This is a genomic window from Arthrobacter stackebrandtii (assembly GCF_017876675.1).
Taxonomy (GTDB): domain Bacteria; phylum Actinomycetota; class Actinomycetes; order Actinomycetales; family Micrococcaceae; genus Specibacter; species Specibacter stackebrandtii.
The window spans coordinates 1,665,866-1,684,918 of record NZ_JAGIOI010000001.1 but is presented as its reverse complement, the minus strand read 5'-3'; the positions used below and the strand labels follow the sequence as shown (position 1 = coordinate 1,684,918).

Genomic DNA, 19,053 nt, shown 5'->3' with positions numbered 1-19,053 from the left:
TGTCCTGTGCCCCCGGTCCAACCACGGGGGCAGCTGCCCCGGGCCGCGCCGGCACCGGCCGCCCGCGCAGCCACGACGCAGGCCGAGCAGCCTGCGGAAGGGGGTGCCGCCGTCGTGCATGCCTTGTGCGCGACGGGACGGCAGGGGCACAAATGTGATCTTGGCGGCCACGGCGGGACATAGCCGGCCAACTAAGGGACAATGGAAAGGATGACTTCCCCCAAAAACGCCCCCAGCCCTGCCGTCGACGCACCCGCCTCGATCGCTTCGAAGACGCGCCCGGTCCGCCGTGCGGCGCAGGTCATGCCTGCCACGGAGGGCTGGAAGCAGGCCAAGGACCCGGGCGGACGGCCGCTGCTGCAGTTCAAGTCCCCGCGCGTGTCGCAGCCGCCGGCGCACCTGGCTGACATGACACTGCCCGAGCGCGAGGCGAAGTTCAAGGAGATGGGCCTGCCGGCGTTCCGCGCGAAGCAGCTCTCCGTGCACTACTTCCAGCACTACACCACCGATCCCGAGCAGATGAGCGATCTCCCCAAGGACCGCCGCGCCGAGATCGTCGAGACGATGTTCCCGAAGCTGCTGACCGAGGTCAAGCGCCTCACCACGGACAACGGCGACACCATCAAGTTCCTGTGGCGGCTCTTTGACGGCTCGCTCGTGGAGTCGGTGCTCATGCGCTACCCCGGCCGCGTGACCCTGTGCGTGTCCAGCCAGTGCGGCTGCGGCATGAACTGCCCGTTCTGCGCCACCGGCCAGGCCGGGTTGACCCGCAACATGTCCACGGCCGAGATCCTGGACCAGATTGTGCAGGCCAACCGGGTCATCGCCGAGGGCGGCCTGGGCAACCTGCGCCGCGACGGCGGGCACGACGCCGAGCGCGTCACCAACATCGTCTTCATGGGCATGGGCGAGCCCCTGGCCAACTACAAGCGCGTGATGAATGCCGTTCACCGCATGGTCGCCGAAGCCCCCGAGGGCCTGGGCATGTCCGCCCGCGGCATCACGGTTTCCACCGTGGGCCTGGCGCCGGCCATCAACAAGCTGGCGCAGGAGGGCCTGGGCATCACCTTCGCGCTCTCCCTGCACGCGCCGGACGACGAGCTGCGCGACGAGCTGATCCCGGTCAACGACAAGTGGAAGGTGGATGAGGTCCTTGACGCCGCGTACAACTACTACAAGGTCACGGGCCGCCGCGTTTCCATTGAGTACGCGCTGATCAAGGACATGAACGACCACCCGTGGCGTGCTGAACTTCTCGCGAAGAAGCTGAACCAGCGCGGCCGCGGCTGGGTCCACGTGAACCCGATCCCGCTGAACCCCACACCCGGCTCCATCTGGACTTCCTCCGAGCCGCATGTCATGCAGGAATTCATTGACACGCTGATCGAGCACGGCGTGCCCACCACGCTGCGCGACACCCGCGGCAAGGAAATCGACGGCGCCTGCGGGCAGCTCGCCGCCACGGAGTAGCGCCGGGCGGGCGCCAGTTGAGCGCCCTGCCGAAGAATCACTGTCTGAGGGACGACGGCGGAACCTGGGTTCCGCCGTCGTCCTTGGCTTTTAAGGGTGGCTGGCGGGCGCGTGCGCGGGGTGGCGTCGTCACATAGGCGAAACTTGCGCGGTCAGTGCAGGTGTGTGCCGCCCTGGGTGGGAGCCCCGCCAAGCCCGGCTTCCGGCGTCGTTGCGGGGTTTTTAAAGCATTCCGTGGGAGGCATGAATGGGTCCCTACGTAGGTCCGCTAAGGGGTTTCCCTCATTACAGCGGCAGGCGATTTTGGCTAGCGTGGTTGCTCGGTCCGGAAATTTCGGACGGGCCGCTCACCTTATGACGGCCACCCGTTCCCCACACGAAGCGAGAATTTCTTGAAGAAGCCACTTCAGGCAGGCATGTTGACACTCGTGTTTGCCGCCACGGCAATCGCACCTGTCGCATTGGCTGGCAGCGCCTCGGCCCATGGCTGGGTCACCGATCCGCCCAGCCGCCAAGACAGCTGCGCGGCAGGGGCCCTGTCCTTCGACTGCGGCAAGCTCAAGTACGAGCCCCAGAGCGTGGAAGCGCCCAAGGGATCAATGGAATGCAGCGGCGGCAACGTCGACTATGCCATTCTCAACGACGACACCCTGCCCTGGCCGGTCAAGACCATCGGCACCGACGTTGACATCAACTGGAACATCACGGCCCGCCACGCAACGGCGAGCTGGGAGTACTTCCTGGACGGCAAGCTGATCCAGACGGTGGAGAGCAATGGTGCAAAGCCGGAAGCTCTTGTAACCCACCGCCTGACCAATCTGCCCGAGGGCGAGCACACGATTCTGGCCCGTTGGAACGTTGCCGACACCATCAACGCCTTCTACAACTGCCTTGATGTCAACGTCACCAAGACCGGCACCGTTGAACCCACGACTGAGCCGACGGTTGCCCCGACGGTTGAACCCACGGTTGAGCCCACGACTGAGCCGACGGTTGCTCCCACCGTTGCCCCGACGGTTGAGCCCACGACTGAGCCGACGGTTGAGCCGACGGTTGAGCCCACGACGGAGCCCACGGTTGCCCCGACCGTAGCCCCCACCACGGAGCCGACCGTCCCCCCGGCAGGTGAAGTATGCGATGCCGCGGCATGGAACGTCCTCCAGACGTATGTTGGCGGCAACGAGGTCAACTACAACGGCGATGTGTGGAAGGCCAAGTGGTGGACCGTGGGCAACGCCCCCAACCTGGTGGATGCCTCCGGTGTCTGGCAATACGTGGGCCCCTGCGCCGACGCCACCGCACCCACGGCTTCACCGTCCGTGGCACCGACGGTCTCCGCCACCCCCGGCGACCCTGCTGCATGCGGCCTGGCACCCTGGGTTGCCGGCAACATCTACAGCGGCGGAGACCAGATCTCCAGCAACGGCCACAACTGGGAAGCCAAGTGGTGGACCCAGGGCGACGAGCCCGGTGCCACGGACAAGTATGGCGTCTGGAAGGACCTGGGCGTTTGCTAGTCCCAGTCCGGTAGCTTGACCCGGGGCCGGCTGGCCGGCCCCGGCAGGATCGAGTTCTGCCCTTGGTGTTGATATGAGCGGCTGGAGACGCGCAGCTCAACGCTGAGGGCAGGGCTCGATCCTGTTTAACGGGAGAGGGTCACATACGCCGTCGTCGATCCCGGCTCAATCTCCGTCCGGCCGGCGTCCCGGATCACCGGCCCTGCCGCCTTCCGCGCACCCCTGCGGAACTCCTTGGCGGGCAGGTCCAGCACGCCCAGGGGGAAACCGTCGGCCACCCACTGTTCCACCACGGCCGGTTTGGCTTCCACCAGCCAGGCAAACAGCGCATGCGCCGCCTGGGCGCAGGCCTTGCCCGTGGACATCCCCAGCGAGCCGTTCAACACAATGGAAAGCGGCGCAGGCGGCAGTGGTACCCCGGGCGGCAACGCCGTGCCGGAGACCTGCAGCTTGGCCAGCAGTTTGGGCAGGGCATCTGCGGGCATGGGCGGCAGCCCGACGGCGGATCCCTCACCCACCGTCGCCAGCACCGCCTCCGGGAATGCCGCCCGGACCTTGGCAAACATCTTCGCGTCGGCACGCCGGACCGTCTTGCCAAACGCCTCCGATGCCCACACCCGCCAGTCCGGATTCGCGGGGTCCTGCAGGTAGGCCTGCACGGACGCCAGCGCCGCCGCAGCAATGCCATGCTGCTCGCCGGCCGGCTCCTCGCGGTCCACATACAAGATGATGGGCTGGATCAATTCTCCCCGGGCACGTTCGGTATATTCACTCACCCCACAAGGGTATCGGCAGCGGCGTGTGGCAAGCTGGAGTCCAGCCCAAGGCTGCTTGAGGCCTGATTCCGCCGCCACCCAAGGAGTTCCCATGCGCCCACCCCTCGCCGTCGCCGCCCGCGCCAGTGTGCAGCCCTTCGCCGTCATGGACATCCTGCAGCGCGTGGCCGACCTCCGCGCAGCCGGTCGCGACGTCATTTCCCTCTGTGCGGGCGAGCCCAGCGGGGGAGCGCCCACCGCCGTTTCCGCCCGTGCCGCGGCCATCCATGCCGCCGGGACGCCGCTGACGTACACGCCGGCGCTCGGGATCGCCGAGCTTCGCCAGGCCATCGCCGGGCACTACAAGCGCTGGTATGGGCTGGACGTTCCCGCCCGCAACATCGCAGTCACCACCGGATCCTCCGGCGCCTTCATGCTGGTCTTCCTGGCCGCCTTCAACCCCGGTGACAGGGTGGCCCTCGCCCGCCCCGGCTACCCGGCCTACAAAAACATCCTCACGGCCTTGGGTATTGAGGTGGTGGAGCTCGACGCCGGAGCGGACACCCGCTTCCAGCCCACCCCCGCGCTCCTTGGGCAGGCTGTGGCCCAGCATGGTCCGCTCGCGGGACTGATGTTGGCCTCGCCCGCCAATCCCACCGGCACCATGGTGTCCCGGGAGGAACTGGCGGAGCTGGCGCAGTGGTGCGGCGAGCACGGGGTGCGCCTGATCAGCGACGAGATTTACCACGGCATCACCTACCCGGCGCCCCGGAACCCCGACCCCAAGGGGGTCTGCGCCTGGGAACTGGACCAGTCCGGCGTCGTAATTTCCAGCTTTTCAAAGTACTGGGGGATGACCGGCTGGCGGCTCGGCTGGGCACTTGTACCCGACGACCTCCTGCCCGGCGTGGACGCGCTGGCCGGCAACGTGGCCCTGTGCCCGCCGGCGCCGGCCCAAATGGCGGCCGTGGAGGCGTTCAGTGGGGAGTCGTATGCGGAGGCGGACGCCTGGGTGGCCGAGTTCTCCCGCACCCGCAACTACATTCTTGGCAAGGTTGCGGATCTGGGCTGGACGGACGCCGCCCCGGCCGACGGCGCCTTCTACTACTACGCAAACCTGGGGCCCGCCCTTGCCGGTTTCGCGGATTCGCGTGAATACTGCGCCGCGCTGCTGGAATCCGAGGCCGTGGCGCTGGTGCCGGGCACCGACTTTGACGGGGTGGGCGGGACAGCCACCGTGCGCCTGAGCTTTGCCGCCGGGTACGACGCCGTCAGCTCGGCCATGGCGCGAATCGAACGGTTCCAGCGCGCCCACGCAGGCTGAGCGGGCCCGTTCGTTCCTCCACAGCCGGGCGTGGCGAGGCGGTGGTCCACAATTCCCCAAGCCGCCCTTTTGCGTGCGTGTTCGGCCCGCCATGGTTGAACCATGGAAAGGAAAACGCATGGACGACTACGACTTCAGCGCTGACGACGACGGTATGGAAGATCCGGAGGATCGGGAGGACCGGGAGTTTTGGCAGCTGGCCGGCAGCCTCATGACGCCGCACCCCAATGAATGCCTGGTGTGTTTTTTGATGCGGGCCGTCTCGGGGCTGGAGGACCAGGGCTCCTGACATCACGATTTATTTGATGAGAGCCGAGGCCTTGGTTTTGATGGCGTATTTGAGGATGAGATTGGTGCCGGGGTAGCGGGTTTCGGTGGCGGTGAGGTGCTCGCACAGCTGAGCGGCGGCCGCAGTTTTGGCCTTGGTCGGTAGCGGGTCCAGAGTGATGGTGAGATGGCCGGGGTCGGTGGTATTCACGTCACCGGGCTGATTGAACATCTGACGCATGAGGGCGTGGGCTTCCTGGTTCGCGCGCCGGTAGCCAGTGTTGGTACGGATCTCTCTGGCGATCGTCATCGCCGTGTTGTAGGCGGCCATCCGGATCCCGGTGTGGATCAGTTTCACCTCGATATCCAGGACTTGTTGGCCCGGGTTCAGGTCACCGAGGCGGATCTTCGCCGGAATGCTTTGATGTACATTCTCAGCAGCAACCAAAGCACTTTCTGCTTCCCATACTGGTGCCATGACGTGGTTGTGCATGGCACTGGTCACCGTGATTTCATCGGTGCCCTCGGTCGGGGTTTTCAATGCCAACAGGTTCAGATCAGCTATGGCTGCTGCTTCTGCGTGGTGGCGCCGGGCGGCGACAACTTTTTGGTAGGCGCGGGCCTTCGCCGGTTCCGGCACCAAACGGTCCTCGTTGTCATCGGTGCTGGTGTAGGAGTCGTGTGAGTCGAGGGCGAAGTGCATGCGCGCGTAGCGGAACTGGTTTTCCTGCCGCCACCGATTCCCCATCCGATACACGACCTCCCCAGCGCTCATGGTCCGGTCAGTGGTGAGGATATGAATTTGCCTCGTGCCACCACCGGTGGTGCCCACGATCCGGCTAATCTGGCGGATACTGAAGACTTCACCGGTCTTCTTCGTGGTGTTCAGGGGCAGGTCAACGACCGTGTCAGCAACCGACCAAGTCTTCTCTTCACCGTGTTCGTCGGTGTAGGACACCTGGGCGAACAACTTTTCTTCGATGTCTTTGGTGGTGCCTTTGCGCCAAGTCAGCACATCAAAACCAGCCGCATCCATGTGCTTGAACAAGGCGGGGGACCATCCTCCGCGGTCGAAGCCGACCAGCACCCGCCGCTCGTCCCCGACCGTGGTGCGCAGTTCCGGCAGGAGGTCGCGGAGTTCGGCGGCCAGGGACGCACCGGGCGCGGCCATGACGACAAAGACAGGGGCACCGTGCGCGTCGGTGACCCAGGTTTCCTCGGTCGCCGGAACCGGGAACTTCAACCGTGTGGAGTAGATCTTCCCGATCTTCTTCGTGCCCTGGTAGGCGCGCACATGCCCATCAACATAAAGAATCGCCGCCAGGTCCTCACCACCGGAACCGGTACCTGACAAGTGGTGTTTGGCGAGGGCAGCGATCAGTTCCCCGGCTTTGCCCGTTTCGGCAAGTTGGCTGATCCGGCGGCGGATGGTTTTTACTTCCGGGGCCCGATCCAACCCCAACACCCGCCCAAGTTCCTCCGGGTCAAAGCGGGTCGCGCCCTCGGCCCGGGCTTCCCCAGCTAGTGCCCGCAGCACACTATCAATCAGTATCGTTTCCAGGCCGTAGAAACCATTCGGCAACGCCCCGTACACTTGCCTAGCGCAGGCGAGTAGTCCGGTGGTTTCCAGTGCGGGGAACGCCAGAAACAGTCCGGCATAGCGAACATGGGCGGCCGGGGCAAACAAAGGCGCTGCAGCCTCGAGCAGGCCGGCGGCGGCACGCTCAGCAGTGCGGGGTGCCGGGGCTGGAAAGAGCGGCAGCTCAGGCTGTGGTGCTGGTGCTGGTTCCAGGGGTTCTGGCTCGAGGGCTGCTGTTTCTGTGGCAGTTTGTTCGGCAGCGATTTTCAGGGCGCGGCGGACACTGAATTCCGAGACGCCAACCATGTCGCCGACAGCCTGCTGGGACAGGCCAGTGCTGCGCAGTTCCACGATCCGGGCGATGACAGTGTCACTAAGTCGGGAAGCCTTCTTCGGGCCCTTCTTTTCCGACACCAACGCAGCAATGCCACCGACGGCCGCCCGCTGGACCCATTTCCACACCGCCACCGAGGAAACTCCGAAAGCTGCCGCGACCTGCTCCTGCGAAGCCGCACCCAAACGCACCAATTTCACTGCCGCCCAGCGACGTGCAGCAGCGTCTTCGGCGTCCCACACGTCACACAGTTGCCCGCGAATATAGACTTCCCCGCCACGATCGTTCTCCACCAGGGACACCGCCAGGCCCACCGACACGGCAACAGGATCCATCGTCACAGGCAGGGGAAGTTGAGCAGTCATAAAAACCATCATTTCACCCCTCGATTGACGACAAAACACTAACTCTATTTTTCGTATCGCGGGCAAGATTAACAGCCCTTCAGCCACTCAAAACCCCTGAAAATCAACGAACTTCAAATGCCTGTCCCCGACCATGACCGGAGCCCTGAGGACACGGGATTTGCCATGACACGGGTCTTTCAGGAGCACAACGCGCCCCGTGCCACCAACCTTGGCGGCCGACTGCTGCAGATGGGGATCTACGGGGATGTCCATCTGCTGCAAAGCGGCGTGGTGGCCAACGGCCTGTTGCGGGAAGATCTGCGCTGCGCCGACTGCAACATTCCCGTGGGGGCGCCGCCATGCATCGGGGTGCGCAGGGGATCGACCCAGCCGTGCCGCCTCTGGATCTGGCGGCGGGACGCCACGCTCATTCCAGGTACGGATTGGCTGGATCCTTCGTACTGACAAGGGCAGACAAGTGGCTCTTTAAGGTTTGACGGGACTCCTTACCGGAGGCCGGCATACCGAGAGTCGGTGGGAATCAGCCGGAGCAACCCCGGCCGGCCAGCTTTCCTCGGACCTAAAAACCTTCGATATGACGAAATGTTACAGGGCAACCATTGTCCAAAAGGACAGCCATAAGTGAAGAGCGGGGTCCAGTGATTATCGTCCCCCCTTGAGTCGGTGACAGTATTTCAAGACTATCGAACATTCTTCTGCCGGATATTCACGCTCGTGAGCGGGGAGTGCATGAGTCGGTGTGACATACTTTCACGCATCAGGAGACGTGCGTACGGGCCATCCGATCGACTCTGGATATGACGCTAGCTCTGTTGTGCGATGCTGAACCTGCCTCATAGATTGTGAGGGCAAGTGGTTGAGTAATATGGGGAATTTTTTGAAACGACGTATACGCAGTTTTATAGTGGTCGCTTTGCTGTGTTTGGGGGCGTTGTTTGCTGCGCCGTCTGCGAATGCCGCTCCTGAATACTTGGGCGGAGATGACTTCGATGTGGTCGGCGATGAGAGCCGTGTTCAATCTGGTGATTCCAAAGTTCTCGGCGGATCCGACGAATACTCTCCTTTCCTTGATGCGATTATTGTTGAAGGCAAGATTGATGATAACGGCTACGCTGTTGAGGGTTTCAGTGGACTTCAGTCGGACCGCAAATTGGTGGAAACCTCGAATGGTGGTGTTCGGGTCAAAGTCAAGGGAAAAGTTTTTGGTGACCTTTCCGATCCATTCGCGGTTGATGCGAATGGCAAGGTCCTTGAATCGCACTATGAGGTGCATGGGAATGTGATTCGACAGGTAGTGAACGTGGGTGTGGATGCAAGCTTCCCTGTTACGTTAGCTCCAGCGATTATCAGAAAGGGTCATAAAGATGATATTCGGCTGATCTCCGCATATCATCAGTTTTTTCGAGAAGTACCAGTAAATAAATCCATGTCGATGGGTGGCGCAGAGGGAACTTTGCTTGCGCAGAGCCGCGCCGCTGGCGTGAGCATTCCCGGAAATTACGTATACAATACGAAGCATTCTCGAAAATCGCTTCATGACTATTGTACAATGTCGCCAGATAGTTGGTTTAATGCCGATTTCCGGGGCTCCTGTGCACGCCACGACATGTGCATTGAAGGGAATCTCGGCAAGAGCAAGGCAGTGCAGAAGTCATTGCGAAAGGGCTGTGACCTTGCGCTCGGAGTCAATTTGACGACAAGTTGCCGCACTGCCTATGGTCCGGGCGTTACCCGTAATTCTTGCTCCGCGGTTGCTGCATCATATTATGCCGTGGTCTCAGTGAAAACCTGGACGACATGATGAAGGGCGATAATATTTCAGATACTGCGAATTGGCTCGTCCGGGTGATCCCGCTGTTTTTCTCAGTCCTGGCAGCTGCCTGCGGCCTGCTCCTGCCCCGGATCGAAGGCTTGTATGTGCTTGGTTGTGCGCTTGCGGCGGCCTTTGCCCTGGCGGTTCCGCTGAGCTATGCGGTCCTGAGCGCGCGTCCGCGACCTCAGGACCGAGGTATTCGGACGTTCATGATGGTCGCGTTGTCGGTCCTTGGGGCATTATCAGCCGTCATGGCTGGTGTTTTGCTGTCCTTTGGGTCGTCCGCAGGTGCGGCCGGGGATATCGGCGGCATGTTCCTGTGGCTCGCGTCAACGGGAGTGCTGCTGCTCTTGACCGTGTTTGCCGCGGTCTTTTGGCCCAAGGGCAGTCGCGTCGCAAGCCCCTGAGTCACCGGCGGCCGCTCGAACGTAGGCCGGCGATTCGTTGACAAACGACGGCGGCACCCCGCCAGCGCTTGAAGCGCAAGCGAGGTGCCGCCGTCGAGCATTCCCTGTGGGGAATTTTTTCAAAATTACTTGTTCAGGTGGTCCACCAGCGACTCGGCGATGCCGATGTACTTGCCCGGGGTCAGGTCCAGCAGGCGCTGCTGGGCGCCGTCGGACAGGCCCAGACCGGAGACGAACTCCTGCATGCGGGCGGCATCCACGCGGTGGCCGCGGGTCAGGTCCTTGAGGCGCTCGTAGGGGTCTTCCATGCCCTCGACACCGGCGATGGCCTCGGCGCGCATGACCATCTGGATGGCCTCGGCGAGGACCTCCCAGTTGGTGTCCAGGTCCGCAGCCAAGACGGCCTCGGCGGTGTCCAGACGGCCCAGGCCGCCCAGCACGTTGTTGATGGCCAGCAAGGAGTGGCCGAATGCCACGCCGATGTTGCGCTGGCTGGAGGAGTCGGTGAGGTCGCGCTGCCAGCGGCTGGTCACCAGGGTTGCGCCCAGGGTGTCCAGGAGGGCGTTGGAGATCTCCAGGTTGGCCTCGGCGTTTTCAAAGCGGATCGGGTTGACCTTGTGTGGCATGGTGGAGGAACCGGTGGCGCCGGGAACGGGGATCTGGGCGAAGTAGCCGATGGAGATGTAGCTCCACACGTCCGTGCACAGGTTGTGCAGGATGCGGTTGAAGCGGGCCATGTCCGCGTAGAGCTCTGCCTGCCAGTCGTGGGATTCGATCTGCGTGGTGAGAGGGTTCCAGGTCAGGCCCAGGGCCTCGACGAAGCCCTTGGCGACAACTTCCCAGTCGGCGGCCGGGACGGATGCGTAGTGCGCGGCGTAGGTGCCCGTGGCGCCGTTGATCTTGCCCAGGAATTCCGTCTTGGCGATGCGGTCCAGCTGGCGGGTCAGGCGGAAGGCCGTGACGGCCAGTTCCTTGCCCAGTGTGGTGGGGGTTGCGGGCTGGCCGTGCGTGCGCGAGAGCATGGGGACGGCGCGGTTGGTCTCGGCCATTTCGGTGATCTTCGCGACGAGTGCGCGGGCTGCGGGCAGCCAGACGTCCTCGACGGCGCCCTTGACGCCCACGGCGTAGGAGAGGTTGTTGATGTCTTCGCTGGTGCAGCCGAAGTGGACCAGCGGCTTTAGGCGCTCCAGGCCGAGGGCAGCCAGGCGGTTGCCGATGAAGTATTCCACGGCCTTGACGTCGTGGACGGTGACCTTTTCAATGTCGGCCAGTTCCGCAACGGAAGCGGCGTCAAATTCGGTGACGATGGCGCGTAGGCCGGCTTTCTGTTCCGCGGTCAGCGTCTCGGTGCCGGGAAGGACATTGTTGTCCGTCAGGTGGATAAACCATTCAACTTCGACGCCAACGCGGTCGCGGTTCAGGGCGGCCTCGGACAGGTAGTCCACCAGCGGTGCAACGGCACCGGCGTAGCGGCCGTCCAGGGGGCCAAGTGCGATGCGCTCGGAGGAGGCGGCCAGTGACAGGCGGCCGGAAGGGATGCGGGCTGTGGCATTTGCGGAATCAGACATGGCTCAATTCTTTCATGGACCGCCAATTCCTCCACAGCGGGTGCGGCGGCGTTGCTTGTCCACAAATTGCCCGGAGCCCATGGAATGCGTTCCGGCCGATTCCTAGGCTGGCAGCCAAGCACCTTTTCGCCGGGAAATTTACACAATGGAGTGCCCCATGGGAGTCACATACGGAATGGCCACGGGCTATGCCTCAGCTTTGTCTTCAACAGCGGTCTTGGTGGTGGCCCAGCGGCTCAACCAGATTGCGGCGGAGTTTATGACGCTCCAGTCAGGCCTGGCGCAGGTCGACGGCCGGGACTGGCAATCCGCGGCGGCGGAAGGGTTTCGCAGGCAGCTCGCGGAACGCCAGGCGGGCATGGTGGCGGCCATTTCCGCTGTGCAGCAGGCCGCCGCCCTGGTGGACAAGTACGGGCGCCAGCTTCAGATCGTGGAATCGCAGGACGATCCCACGGCCCCCCTCCCTGCAGGGTTCGGGGCGCAGCGGTTCGGGGGACACCACGGCAGCAGCACGGGGCCATGGATGCCGATGCAACAAGGCGGGGGTGCGCCATGGTGAATGAACCGCAGGACTCCACCTCGTTCACTGTCACAGGAGGGGTCGGGTCGGCAAGCTATACCGTGTCAGAAATTGCAGACACGGCGACGCGGATTGCCCGCCTTGCCGAACAAATGTCCCCGCTCATTGACCGGATGGGGACCGAACACGCATGGCTTGCAGACGCCGCCTTGTCCGCTCCCTTCTATCCTTATGACGCAACCCATGCACTCCAAAGTGCCGTGTGGCACGGCCAGAGCCTCCGCGTGGACACGGCAGCCCTGGCGCAACAGGCAAGCCAGGCTGCAGCCAACTACGAGGCCGCCGAGGCAGCAGCAGCTAACAGGATGGCGACCGTGCGCCAGGCGAAGGCGCTCAACCACGGGCTGCTCCTGTGGGCACTTGGCCCCATGATGCCCCTGGCCCTCGTTTCAGACCTGCACAGGCTACTGAAGGATTCGAGGGAGAAGGGGCTCCGGGACACTGCCGAGGCCATGATCAATGACACGCCGGCATACCTGGCCGGCTTGTTCGGCCCGGGCACCGCTGCGGCCTTCATGCTGGCCTTTGGCGGCACCAAGGATGCCGCGGCTGCGGGTTCGAAGGCGCCTGTGGTGCTGCGCGGCCTCATGGATGCTGCCGGCCTGCTGCGGCCTGGACACATCGAGGTCCGCCAGGTCCCGGTCCATGAATGGTCGCCGCCCAGAAACGCCGCACAGGCGGTGAGGGAAGATGGCGGGCAGAGCGGTGAGCTGACGGTGGACCTTGCAGGCGCCATGCTTGCGACCAACGAAGCCTATGGCCTGCCTGGTGGGTCCATTTCGGTGGAAAAGGTGGAACGGTACGACGGCACGGCTGTCTGGGCGGTCCACCTGCCGGGCACGGAGGTGTGGAGCAAGCTGGACAGTTCCAACATTTTCGACATGGAAGGCAACCTCGAGGGCCTCACCTCTGAACAAAGGGCCGCCTTCGCCCAGCAGGACGTGCTGGTGCAGGAACTCATTAAGGAGGCCCTGCGGCAATCCGGCTACAAGGCCGGGGAGGAGGTTTTGCTGACGGGCCACAGCGGTGGCGGGATCCATGTTGCCGCAGCTGCCGCAGACCCGGAATTTCTGGCCGAAGTCAACGTCAAAATTGTATTGGTGGCTGGCGCGCCCATCAGGCATGCCGACATTGGCGACGACGTAGACGTGTTTGAGCTGTCTAGCGTTGATGACATTGTTGCCGCCGCTGATGCCGGGCAGAGGCACGAATCAAAGAACTGGGTCAGCGTCACCACCCGCCGCCCGCCCATGCCGGAGGGCGCCAGTGCGGTGGACATCGCCGGGCAGGCCCATGACATGGGGAACTATCTCGAGGATGCAAGGATGCTTGACGCCAGCGGCGATCCGGCCATTGAAGGGGTCCGGGACAAGTTGGCCGTGTTCTTTGGCGCCGGCATTGCCGGGGCCACCGTGAAAACCACCAAATGGGCCTACCAAGGCAGTGACATCAATGACCCGCGCCCCGAAAAGCAAGGCCCGAGCCCGGCGGAAATCGCGAAGGGGCACGAGAAGCTCAAGCATTCCGGAATGCACTACACGCCGACACAGGCGCAGTGAAGCGGCGGGCGGGAATGCGCCGCAGTCGGGGCCTACCGGGTGCGTGTCAGGCTGCCGGCGACCATGGAGACAATGCTGATGATCAAGGCGGCCAGGATTGCGGTCCAGAAGAAGTCGTCGATGGAGAACTGGATGGGGGTGTAGCTGCTGGCCCAGGCCGTAAGCCACAACATTGCGGCATTGATGATGACCGTGAACAGTCCCAGCGTCAGGATGGTGACAGGCAGCGACAGCAATTTCACGATGGGCTTCACCAGGGCGTTGACCACGCCGAAAATGAGGCCGATGAAGAGGTAGGCAAGCACCGTGTTGATGGTGTCCGCAGTGGCGCCGGTTCCGACAATGTCTCCACCAACCACCTTTGCCGGTGCAATGGTCAGCCCGGGCAGGAGCCAGCTGGCAACCCAGATCGCAAGGCCGTTAATGAGCACTCGAACCACAAATCTTCCCATGCGTCCATGATTCCACAGGATGGAACCATGAAAGGTATGTGAAGCACTGCAATAAGCTTGGGGCATGACCTCCATGAATGCCTCCGACCATGCCGGCGTGCAGCCGCGCCACGTAGTGGGCCGCCTGCCGAAGTACGCGGCGGGCAAGCCGCCCGTGGCAGTCCCTGGGCTAGAAAGCTTCAAGCTCTCCTCCAATGAGAACCCGCTGGGGCCGGTCCCGGCCGTGCTCGAGGTCCTCCGCGGTGCCGCGGGTGTTCACCGCTACCCGGACACGAGCTGCACCTTGCTGCGCAACGCCCTTAGCGACTTTCTGGACATCCCCGCCGACGACATTGTCACCGGTGCCGGAAGCCTCGGCGCCCTGAACCAGATCCTTGCCGCTTTTTCCGGTCAGAACGACGACGGCGTGCAGGACGAGGTCCTCTACGCCTGGCGGTCGTTCGAGGCATACCCCATCTGTGTGGGGCTGGCCGGCGCAAAGAGCGTCCAGGTGCCGGTGCAGGCCGACGGCCGCCACGACCTTCCGGCCATGGCTGCAGCGGTCACCGAAAACACCAAGGTGGTGCTGCTGTGCACCCCGAACAACCCCACGGGTCCGGCGCTGCGCGCAGGTGAAACGGAAGAGTTCATCCGCAGCGTCCCCAGTGACGTGGTCATCGTCATTGACGAGGCATACCAGGAATTTGTTCGTGCCGAAGACGCCGTCAACGGTGTTGAGCTGTACCGCAAATACCCCAATGTGATGGTGCTGCGGACATTCTCCAAGGCGCATGGACTGGCGGGACTGCGCGTGGGTTATTCGATTTCCCAGCCCGGCATCACCCAATACCTGAGGGCCGCAGCCACGCCGTTCGCCGTCTCCGGCATTGGCGAGCAGGCCGCTGTTGCATCCCTCGAGCACTACGACCAGGTTGTGGAAAGAGTACAAAGCCTGGTCGACGAGCGCACCCGAGTCATGGCGGGACTTGCGGACCTGGGCTGGCAGGTTCCCGACGCCCAGGGAAACTTCCTGTGGCTGGAATTGGGCCACAACACCCAAGAGTTTGCAGCATTGGCGGAAGAACACGCGCTCTCCGTGCGCGCCTTCGGCGACGAGGGTGTGCGCGTCAGCATCGGCGAAGTGGCCGCCAACACCCGGTTCCTGGAAATCTGTGCAGGCTATACAAAAGAGCCGCACCGTTCCTAGCCATTAACAAAGACGCTGTTTGCGGGCATGTACCGATACAGTTGTAAATCGAAAACGTATATATATGCGGCCTGCGGAATGTATTCCATTGAGGGCATATATCGATACCAACGAGTCGACGTGGGACTACGGGTCCCGTGAGGTTCGGCAGACGAGGAGACAGCATGGGCAACGCCCAGCACGCTGCCAGTGGCACCGCTGGCGACGCATCGCCAATCCAGGGGGCGCCCGCCCCGGACGCACCTGCCCCCGGGCGCCCGCAGGCAGGTGGTTCGGCCGGTGTGCTGCAGAATCGAACCGTCGGCCCCGATGAGGCGGTCCAGCTTCTCGACGAGCACGGCGCCTTGCACCACGAGTCCACTTTCAGCCCCTACATTGAGGCGTTGGACCCCGAGGTGCTGCGCGGCTTCTACCGCGACATGGCTACCGTGCGCCGTTTTGACGCCGAGGCCACCGCGCTCCAGCGCCAGGGCGAGCTCGCCCTGTGGGTTCCCGTCGTTGGCCAGGAAGCTGCCCAGATCGGTTCCGGACGGGCCATGAAGCCTGCCGACTACGCCTTCCCCACCTACCGCGAACACGGGGTTGCCCTGACCCGCGGCCTGGACCTTGCGGACCTCCTCAAGCTTTTCCGCGGCATCTCCAACGGCGGCTGGGACCCCCGCGAGACCAACTTCCACCTCTACACGCTGGTGCTGGCGGCCCAGACGCTGCACGCCGTGGGCTACGCCATGGGCATCTCCCGGGACCTGGCAGCCGACCCCGCAACCGAGCCGGCCGCCGTCGTGGCCTACTTCGGCGACGGATCCAGCAGCGAGGGCGACGTCCACGAGTCCATGGTGTTTGCCGCCTCCTACGACGCCCCGGTCGTGTTTTTCTGCCAGAACAACAACTGGGCCATCTCCGTCCCCTTCGAGGTCCAGTCCAAGATTCCGCTGGTCAACCGCGCGGGCGGATACGGCATCCCCGGCATCCGGGTGGACGGCAACGACGTCCTGGCCGTCTACGCCGTGACCCAGTGGGCCCTCGACCACGCCCGCAACGGCCACGGGCCGGTCCTGATCGAGGCCTCCACCTACCGGATCGGCGCGCACACCACCGCCGACGACCCCACCAAGTACCGCATGAATGCCGAAGAGGAATTCTGGAAGGCCAAGGATCCCCTGGCGCGCCTGGAAACTTACCTGCGCGCCCAAGGGCTGGCCGATGATGAATTCTTTGAGCAGGTGAAGAACGACGGCGATGAGCTGGCTGCCCACGTCCGGCGCGCCACGCTGGCGCTGGGCGGGGCGGACATCCGCCAGAAGTTCGCCACCGTCTACGCCGAGGCCCACCCGCTGGTGGCCGAGGAGCTCGCCTGGTTTGAAAGCTACGAGGCTTCCTTCGCCGATGCCGACACCAACAACTCGCAGATCCAGGGCGGTGCCGCATGAGCACAATGACCATTGCCAAGGCCATCAATGAGGGCCTGCGTGCCAAGCTCTCGAACGATCCCAAGAGCTTCATCATGGGGGAGGACATCGGTTCCCTGGGTGGGGTCTACCGCATCACCGAGGGCCTGAAAGCCGAGTTCGGCGCCCACCGCGTCATGGACACCCCGCTGGCCGAATCCGGCATCGTCGGCACGGCGATCGGCATGGCACTGCGCGGCCACCACCCCATCTGCGAGATCCAGTTCGACGGCTTCGTCTTCCCGGCCTTCAACCAGATCACCACGCAGCTGGCCAAGATCCACACGCGCTCCGACGGCCAGCTCAGCGCCCCCGTCGTTATCCGCATTCCCTACGGCGGCGGCATCGGCTCCATCGAGCACCACTCGGAATCCCCGGAGGCCCTGTTCGCCCACACGGCTGGGCTGCGCATCATCACCCCTTCCAACGCCAACGACGCCTACTGGATGATCCAGCAGGCCGTGGAATGCCAGGACCCGGTCATCTTCTTCGAACCCAAGCGCCGCTACTGGCTCAAGGGCGAGGTCGACACCGAAAACAGCCCCGGCGACCCGTTCAAGGCCCACGTGATCCGCGAAGGCAGCGACGCCACAATCGTCGCCTACGGGCCCCTGGTCCCCGTTGCCCTGGCCGCGGCCAACGCCGCCGCGGAAGACGGACACAGCGTGGAAGTCATTGACCTGCGATCCATTTCCCCCATCGACTTTGACACCGTCGAGGCCTCCGTCAACAAGACCGGCCGGCTGGTGGTGGCCCACGAAGCCCCCACCTTCGGCGGCATCGGCGGAGAAATCGCCTCCCGCATCAGCGAACGCTGCTTCTATTCGCTGGAATCCCCGGCCATCCGCGTCGGTGGCTTCCACATGCCCTACCCCGTGGCACGCGTCGAGGAGCACTACCTGCCGGACATCGACCGCATGCTGGAGGCGTTGGACCGCGCCTTCGCATACTAGGAAGGCCCACCATGACTGCCCCCAACCTGTTCAAGCTGCCCGACGTCGGCGAGGGCCTGCTCGAGGCCGAAATCGTCTCCTGGAAGGTCAAGGAGGGCGACACCGTTGCCGTCAACGACGTCATCGTGGAGATTGAAACGGCCAAGTCGCTCGTCGAGCTGCCGTCCCCCTATGCGGGCGTGGTGGCGGCGCTGATGGTTGCCGAGGGCGAGACGGTGGACGTCGGCACGCCCATCATCGCCATCGGCTCGGGTTCTGTCCAGGGTTCGGCGGCTGAACCTGCCGCCCCGGCGACGGCTGCCCCGCAAGCCCCTGCCCCGGAAGAGGCTGAAGTGCTCAAGCCGCTGGTCGGCTCCGGTCCCAAGGCCGACGCCGTCAAGCGCCGCCCGCGGCTGGCTGCGGCTTCCGCCGTGCCCGCCCAGGCGGCTGCGCCTGCTGCCGCACCGGCACCTGCCGCAGCCAAGGCACCCGGCCAGGATCCGGCGTCGGGCATCATCGGCAAGGCGGCGGCCACCGCCAACCGCATGGTGGCCCGGGCCAACCGGGTGCTGGCGAAGCCGCCGGTGCGCAAGGCGGCCAAGGACCTGGGCATCAACCTCAGCGAGGTCCTGGCCACCGGGCTGCGCGGGGAAGTCACTAAGAAGGACCTGCTCAGCTACCACGACCAGCGCGCCGCCGAACAGGCTGCCGCGGGATCCTTCTGGGCACCCGCCGCCGCACAGGGCTCGGCGGAGGACCCCCGCATTGAGCGCATCAAGGTCAAGGGCGTGCGCAAGGCGACTGCCAAGGCCATGGTGGACAGCGCGTTCACCGCACCGCATGTGAGCATTTTTGTGGACGTTGACGCGTCGCGCACCATGGAGTTTGTGAAGCGGCTGAAGGTGTCACGCGATTTTGAGGGCATCAAGGTCTCGCCGCTGCTCATCCTGGCGAAGGCCGTGATTTGGGCTGCCGCGCGCAACCCTTCCGTCAATGCGACCTGGACCGGCGATGAGATCCTCATCAAGCACTTCATGAACCTGGGCATTGCCGCGGCCACGCCGCGCGGGCTCATGGTGCCCAACATCAAGGACGCACAGGACCTGAGCCTGAAGGAGCTGGCCGTTGCGCTGAACGAGCTGGCCACCACGGCCCGTGCGGGCAAGACCGCCCCGGCCGCCATGCAGGGCGGGACACTGACGGTCACGAACATCGGTGCGCTCGGGATTGACACCGGCACGCCCATCATCAACCCGGGCGAGGTGGCGATCGTGGCGTTCGGCACGATCAAGCAGAAGCCGTGGGTTGTGGATGGCGAGGTTGTGCCGCGCTGGGTCACCACGCTCGGCGGGTCGTTTGACCACCGAGTGGTGGACGGCGACCTGTCCGCACGCTTCATGGCGGACGTCGCAGCAATCATGGAAGAGCCCGCGCTGCTGCTCGACTGACGTAGTTCGCATTGTTACAGGCGCGCCGCCCCGCGTCCCGTCCAAG

17 protein-coding genes are annotated in these 19,053 nt (G+C 64.2%); 13 read left to right on the top strand and 4 right to left on the bottom strand.

Going from position 1 to position 19,053, the window contains the following annotated elements; all coding sequences use genetic code 11:
* The first annotated feature begins 210 nt into the window (after nucleotides 1–210).
* Nucleotides 211–1,470 (top strand): dual-specificity RNA methyltransferase RlmN, encoded by a 1,260-nt coding sequence (gene rlmN / locus JOF48_RS07045; protein ID WP_209678900.1) that lies wholly within the window; start codon nucleotides 211–213, stop codon nucleotides 1,468–1,470.
* Between the two features lie 392 nt (nucleotides 1,471–1,862).
* Complete coding sequence (locus tag JOF48_RS07040; RefSeq protein ID WP_209678897.1) at nucleotides 1,863–2,987, top strand: lytic polysaccharide monooxygenase; 1,125 nt, start codon at nucleotides 1,863–1,865, stop codon at nucleotides 2,985–2,987.
* 125 nt (nucleotides 2,988–3,112) lie between these two features.
* On the opposite strand, the gene JOF48_RS19995 is transcribed toward JOF48_RS07040, so the two are convergent.
* A complete protein-coding gene (locus JOF48_RS19995) occupies nucleotides 3,113–3,763 on the bottom strand; it encodes an aminoacyl-tRNA hydrolase (protein WP_209678894.1) in 651 nt (216 codons plus the stop codon).
* 91 nt (nucleotides 3,764–3,854) lie between these two features.
* Here JOF48_RS19995 and JOF48_RS07030 point away from each other — a divergent pair, with 91 nt between their 5' ends.
* Both JOF48_RS07030 and JOF48_RS07025 read left to right on the top strand, forming a co-directional pair.
* On the top strand, nucleotides 3,855–5,066 hold the full coding sequence (locus JOF48_RS07030; protein WP_209678891.1) for an aminotransferase class I/II-fold pyridoxal phosphate-dependent enzyme: 1,212 nt from the start codon (nucleotides 3,855–3,857) through the stop codon (nucleotides 5,064–5,066).
* Nucleotides 5,067–5,184: 118 nt separating this feature from the next.
* On the top strand, nucleotides 5,185–5,355 hold the full coding sequence (locus JOF48_RS07025; RefSeq protein WP_209678888.1) for a hypothetical protein: 171 nt from the start codon (nucleotides 5,185–5,187) through the stop codon (nucleotides 5,353–5,355).
* Between the two features lie 9 nt (nucleotides 5,356–5,364).
* On the opposite strand, the gene JOF48_RS07020 is transcribed toward JOF48_RS07025, so the two are convergent.
* On the bottom strand, nucleotides 5,365–7,698 hold the full coding sequence (locus tag JOF48_RS07020) for a helix-turn-helix domain-containing protein (RefSeq protein WP_209678885.1): 2,334 nt from the start codon (nucleotides 7,696–7,698) through the stop codon (nucleotides 5,365–5,367).
* Nucleotides 7,699–7,776: 78 nt separating this feature from the next.
* On the opposite strand from JOF48_RS07020, the gene JOF48_RS07015 reads away from it, so the two are divergent.
* From JOF48_RS07015 to JOF48_RS07005, 3 genes are all read left to right on the top strand, one after another.
* Complete coding sequence (locus JOF48_RS07015) at nucleotides 7,777–8,058, top strand: hypothetical protein (RefSeq protein WP_209678882.1); 282 nt, start codon at nucleotides 7,777–7,779, stop codon at nucleotides 8,056–8,058.
* Nucleotides 8,059–8,518: 460 nt separating this feature from the next.
* Nucleotides 8,519–9,415 carry a phospholipase A2 gene (locus tag JOF48_RS07010; protein WP_209678879.1) on the top strand — a complete coding sequence of 299 codons (897 nt, stop codon included), beginning with the start codon at nucleotides 8,519–8,521 and terminating at the stop codon, nucleotides 9,413–9,415.
* On the top strand, nucleotides 9,412–9,834 hold the full coding sequence (locus tag JOF48_RS07005; RefSeq protein WP_209678876.1) for a hypothetical protein: 423 nt from the start codon (nucleotides 9,412–9,414) through the stop codon (nucleotides 9,832–9,834). Before JOF48_RS07010 ends, JOF48_RS07005 begins: the two co-directional genes overlap by 4 nt.
* A 125-nt stretch (nucleotides 9,835–9,959) precedes the next feature.
* Here the strand turns inward: JOF48_RS07005 and purB are convergent, their stop codons facing one another.
* Nucleotides 9,960–11,402 carry an adenylosuccinate lyase gene (gene purB, locus JOF48_RS07000; protein WP_209678873.1) on the bottom strand — a complete coding sequence of 481 codons (1,443 nt, stop codon included), beginning with the start codon at nucleotides 11,400–11,402 and terminating at the stop codon, nucleotides 9,960–9,962.
* A 157-nt stretch (nucleotides 11,403–11,559) separates the two neighbouring features.
* Here purB and JOF48_RS06995 point away from each other — a divergent pair, with 157 nt between their 5' ends.
* Entirely contained in the window at nucleotides 11,560–11,961 is a 402-nt protein-coding gene (locus JOF48_RS06995) for a putative T7SS-secreted protein (protein ID WP_209678870.1), read from the top strand.
* Entirely contained in the window at nucleotides 11,955–13,541 is a 1,587-nt protein-coding gene (locus tag JOF48_RS06990) for a hypothetical protein (RefSeq protein WP_209678867.1), read from the top strand. Before JOF48_RS06995 ends, JOF48_RS06990 begins: the two co-directional genes overlap by 7 nt.
* A 32-nt stretch (nucleotides 13,542–13,573) precedes the next feature.
* Here JOF48_RS06990 and JOF48_RS06985 read toward each other — a convergent pair whose 3' ends face one another.
* A complete protein-coding gene (locus JOF48_RS06985; RefSeq protein WP_209678864.1) occupies nucleotides 13,574–13,993 on the bottom strand; it encodes a phage holin family protein in 420 nt (139 codons plus the stop codon).
* Nucleotides 13,994–14,057: 64 nt separating this feature from the next.
* Here JOF48_RS06985 and JOF48_RS06980 point away from each other — a divergent pair, with 64 nt between their 5' ends.
* From JOF48_RS06980 to JOF48_RS06965, 4 genes are all read left to right on the top strand, one after another.
* Entirely contained in the window at nucleotides 14,058–15,179 is a 1,122-nt protein-coding gene (locus tag JOF48_RS06980) for a histidinol-phosphate transaminase (protein ID WP_209678861.1), read from the top strand.
* Nucleotides 15,180–15,343: 164 nt separating this feature from the next.
* Nucleotides 15,344–16,609, top strand: coding sequence for a pyruvate dehydrogenase (acetyl-transferring) E1 component subunit alpha (pdhA, locus tag JOF48_RS06975; protein ID WP_209678859.1), 1,266 nt, complete (start codon nucleotides 15,344–15,346; stop codon nucleotides 16,607–16,609).
* Nucleotides 16,606–17,580 (top strand): alpha-ketoacid dehydrogenase subunit beta, encoded by a 975-nt coding sequence (locus tag JOF48_RS06970; protein WP_209678857.1) that lies wholly within the window; start codon nucleotides 16,606–16,608, stop codon nucleotides 17,578–17,580. Before pdhA ends, JOF48_RS06970 begins: the two co-directional genes overlap by 4 nt.
* 11 nt (nucleotides 17,581–17,591) lie before the next feature.
* Complete coding sequence (locus JOF48_RS06965; protein WP_209678855.1) at nucleotides 17,592–19,007, top strand: dihydrolipoamide acetyltransferase family protein; 1,416 nt, start codon at nucleotides 17,592–17,594, stop codon at nucleotides 19,005–19,007.
* The last annotated feature ends 46 nt before the right edge of the window (nucleotides 19,008–19,053 follow it).

Excerpts from the sequence above, each read along its gene's own strand:
- purB (WP_209678873.1), bottom strand. The coding sequence starts at position 11,402 with ATGTCTGATTCCGCAAATGCCACAGCCCGCATCCCTTCCGGCCGCCTG.
- JOF48_RS06985 (WP_209678864.1), bottom strand. The coding sequence starts at position 13,993 with ATGGGAAGATTTGTGGTTCGAGTGCTCATTAACGGCCTTGCGATCTGG.
- JOF48_RS07025 (WP_209678888.1), top strand. The coding sequence starts at position 5,185 with ATGGACGACTACGACTTCAGCGCTGACGACGACGGTATGGAAGATCCG.
- JOF48_RS06970 (WP_209678857.1), top strand. The coding sequence starts at position 16,606 with ATGAGCACAATGACCATTGCCAAGGCCATCAATGAGGGCCTGCGTGCC.
- JOF48_RS06980 (WP_209678861.1), top strand. The coding sequence starts at position 14,058 with ATGACCTCCATGAATGCCTCCGACCATGCCGGCGTGCAGCCGCGCCAC.
- JOF48_RS07015 (WP_209678882.1), top strand. The coding sequence starts at position 7,777 with ATGACACGGGTCTTTCAGGAGCACAACGCGCCCCGTGCCACCAACCTT.
- pdhA (WP_209678859.1), top strand. The coding sequence starts at position 15,344 with ATGGGCAACGCCCAGCACGCTGCCAGTGGCACCGCTGGCGACGCATCG.
- JOF48_RS06995 (WP_209678870.1), top strand. The coding sequence starts at position 11,560 with ATGGGAGTCACATACGGAATGGCCACGGGCTATGCCTCAGCTTTGTCT.
- JOF48_RS06965 (WP_209678855.1), top strand. The coding sequence starts at position 17,592 with ATGACTGCCCCCAACCTGTTCAAGCTGCCCGACGTCGGCGAGGGCCTG.
- JOF48_RS07030 (WP_209678891.1), top strand. The coding sequence starts at position 3,855 with ATGCGCCCACCCCTCGCCGTCGCCGCCCGCGCCAGTGTGCAGCCCTTC.
- JOF48_RS06990 (WP_209678867.1), top strand. The coding sequence starts at position 11,955 with ATGGTGAATGAACCGCAGGACTCCACCTCGTTCACTGTCACAGGAGGG.
- JOF48_RS07005 (WP_209678876.1), top strand. The coding sequence starts at position 9,412 with ATGATGAAGGGCGATAATATTTCAGATACTGCGAATTGGCTCGTCCGG.
- rlmN (WP_209678900.1), top strand. The coding sequence starts at position 211 with ATGACTTCCCCCAAAAACGCCCCCAGCCCTGCCGTCGACGCACCCGCC.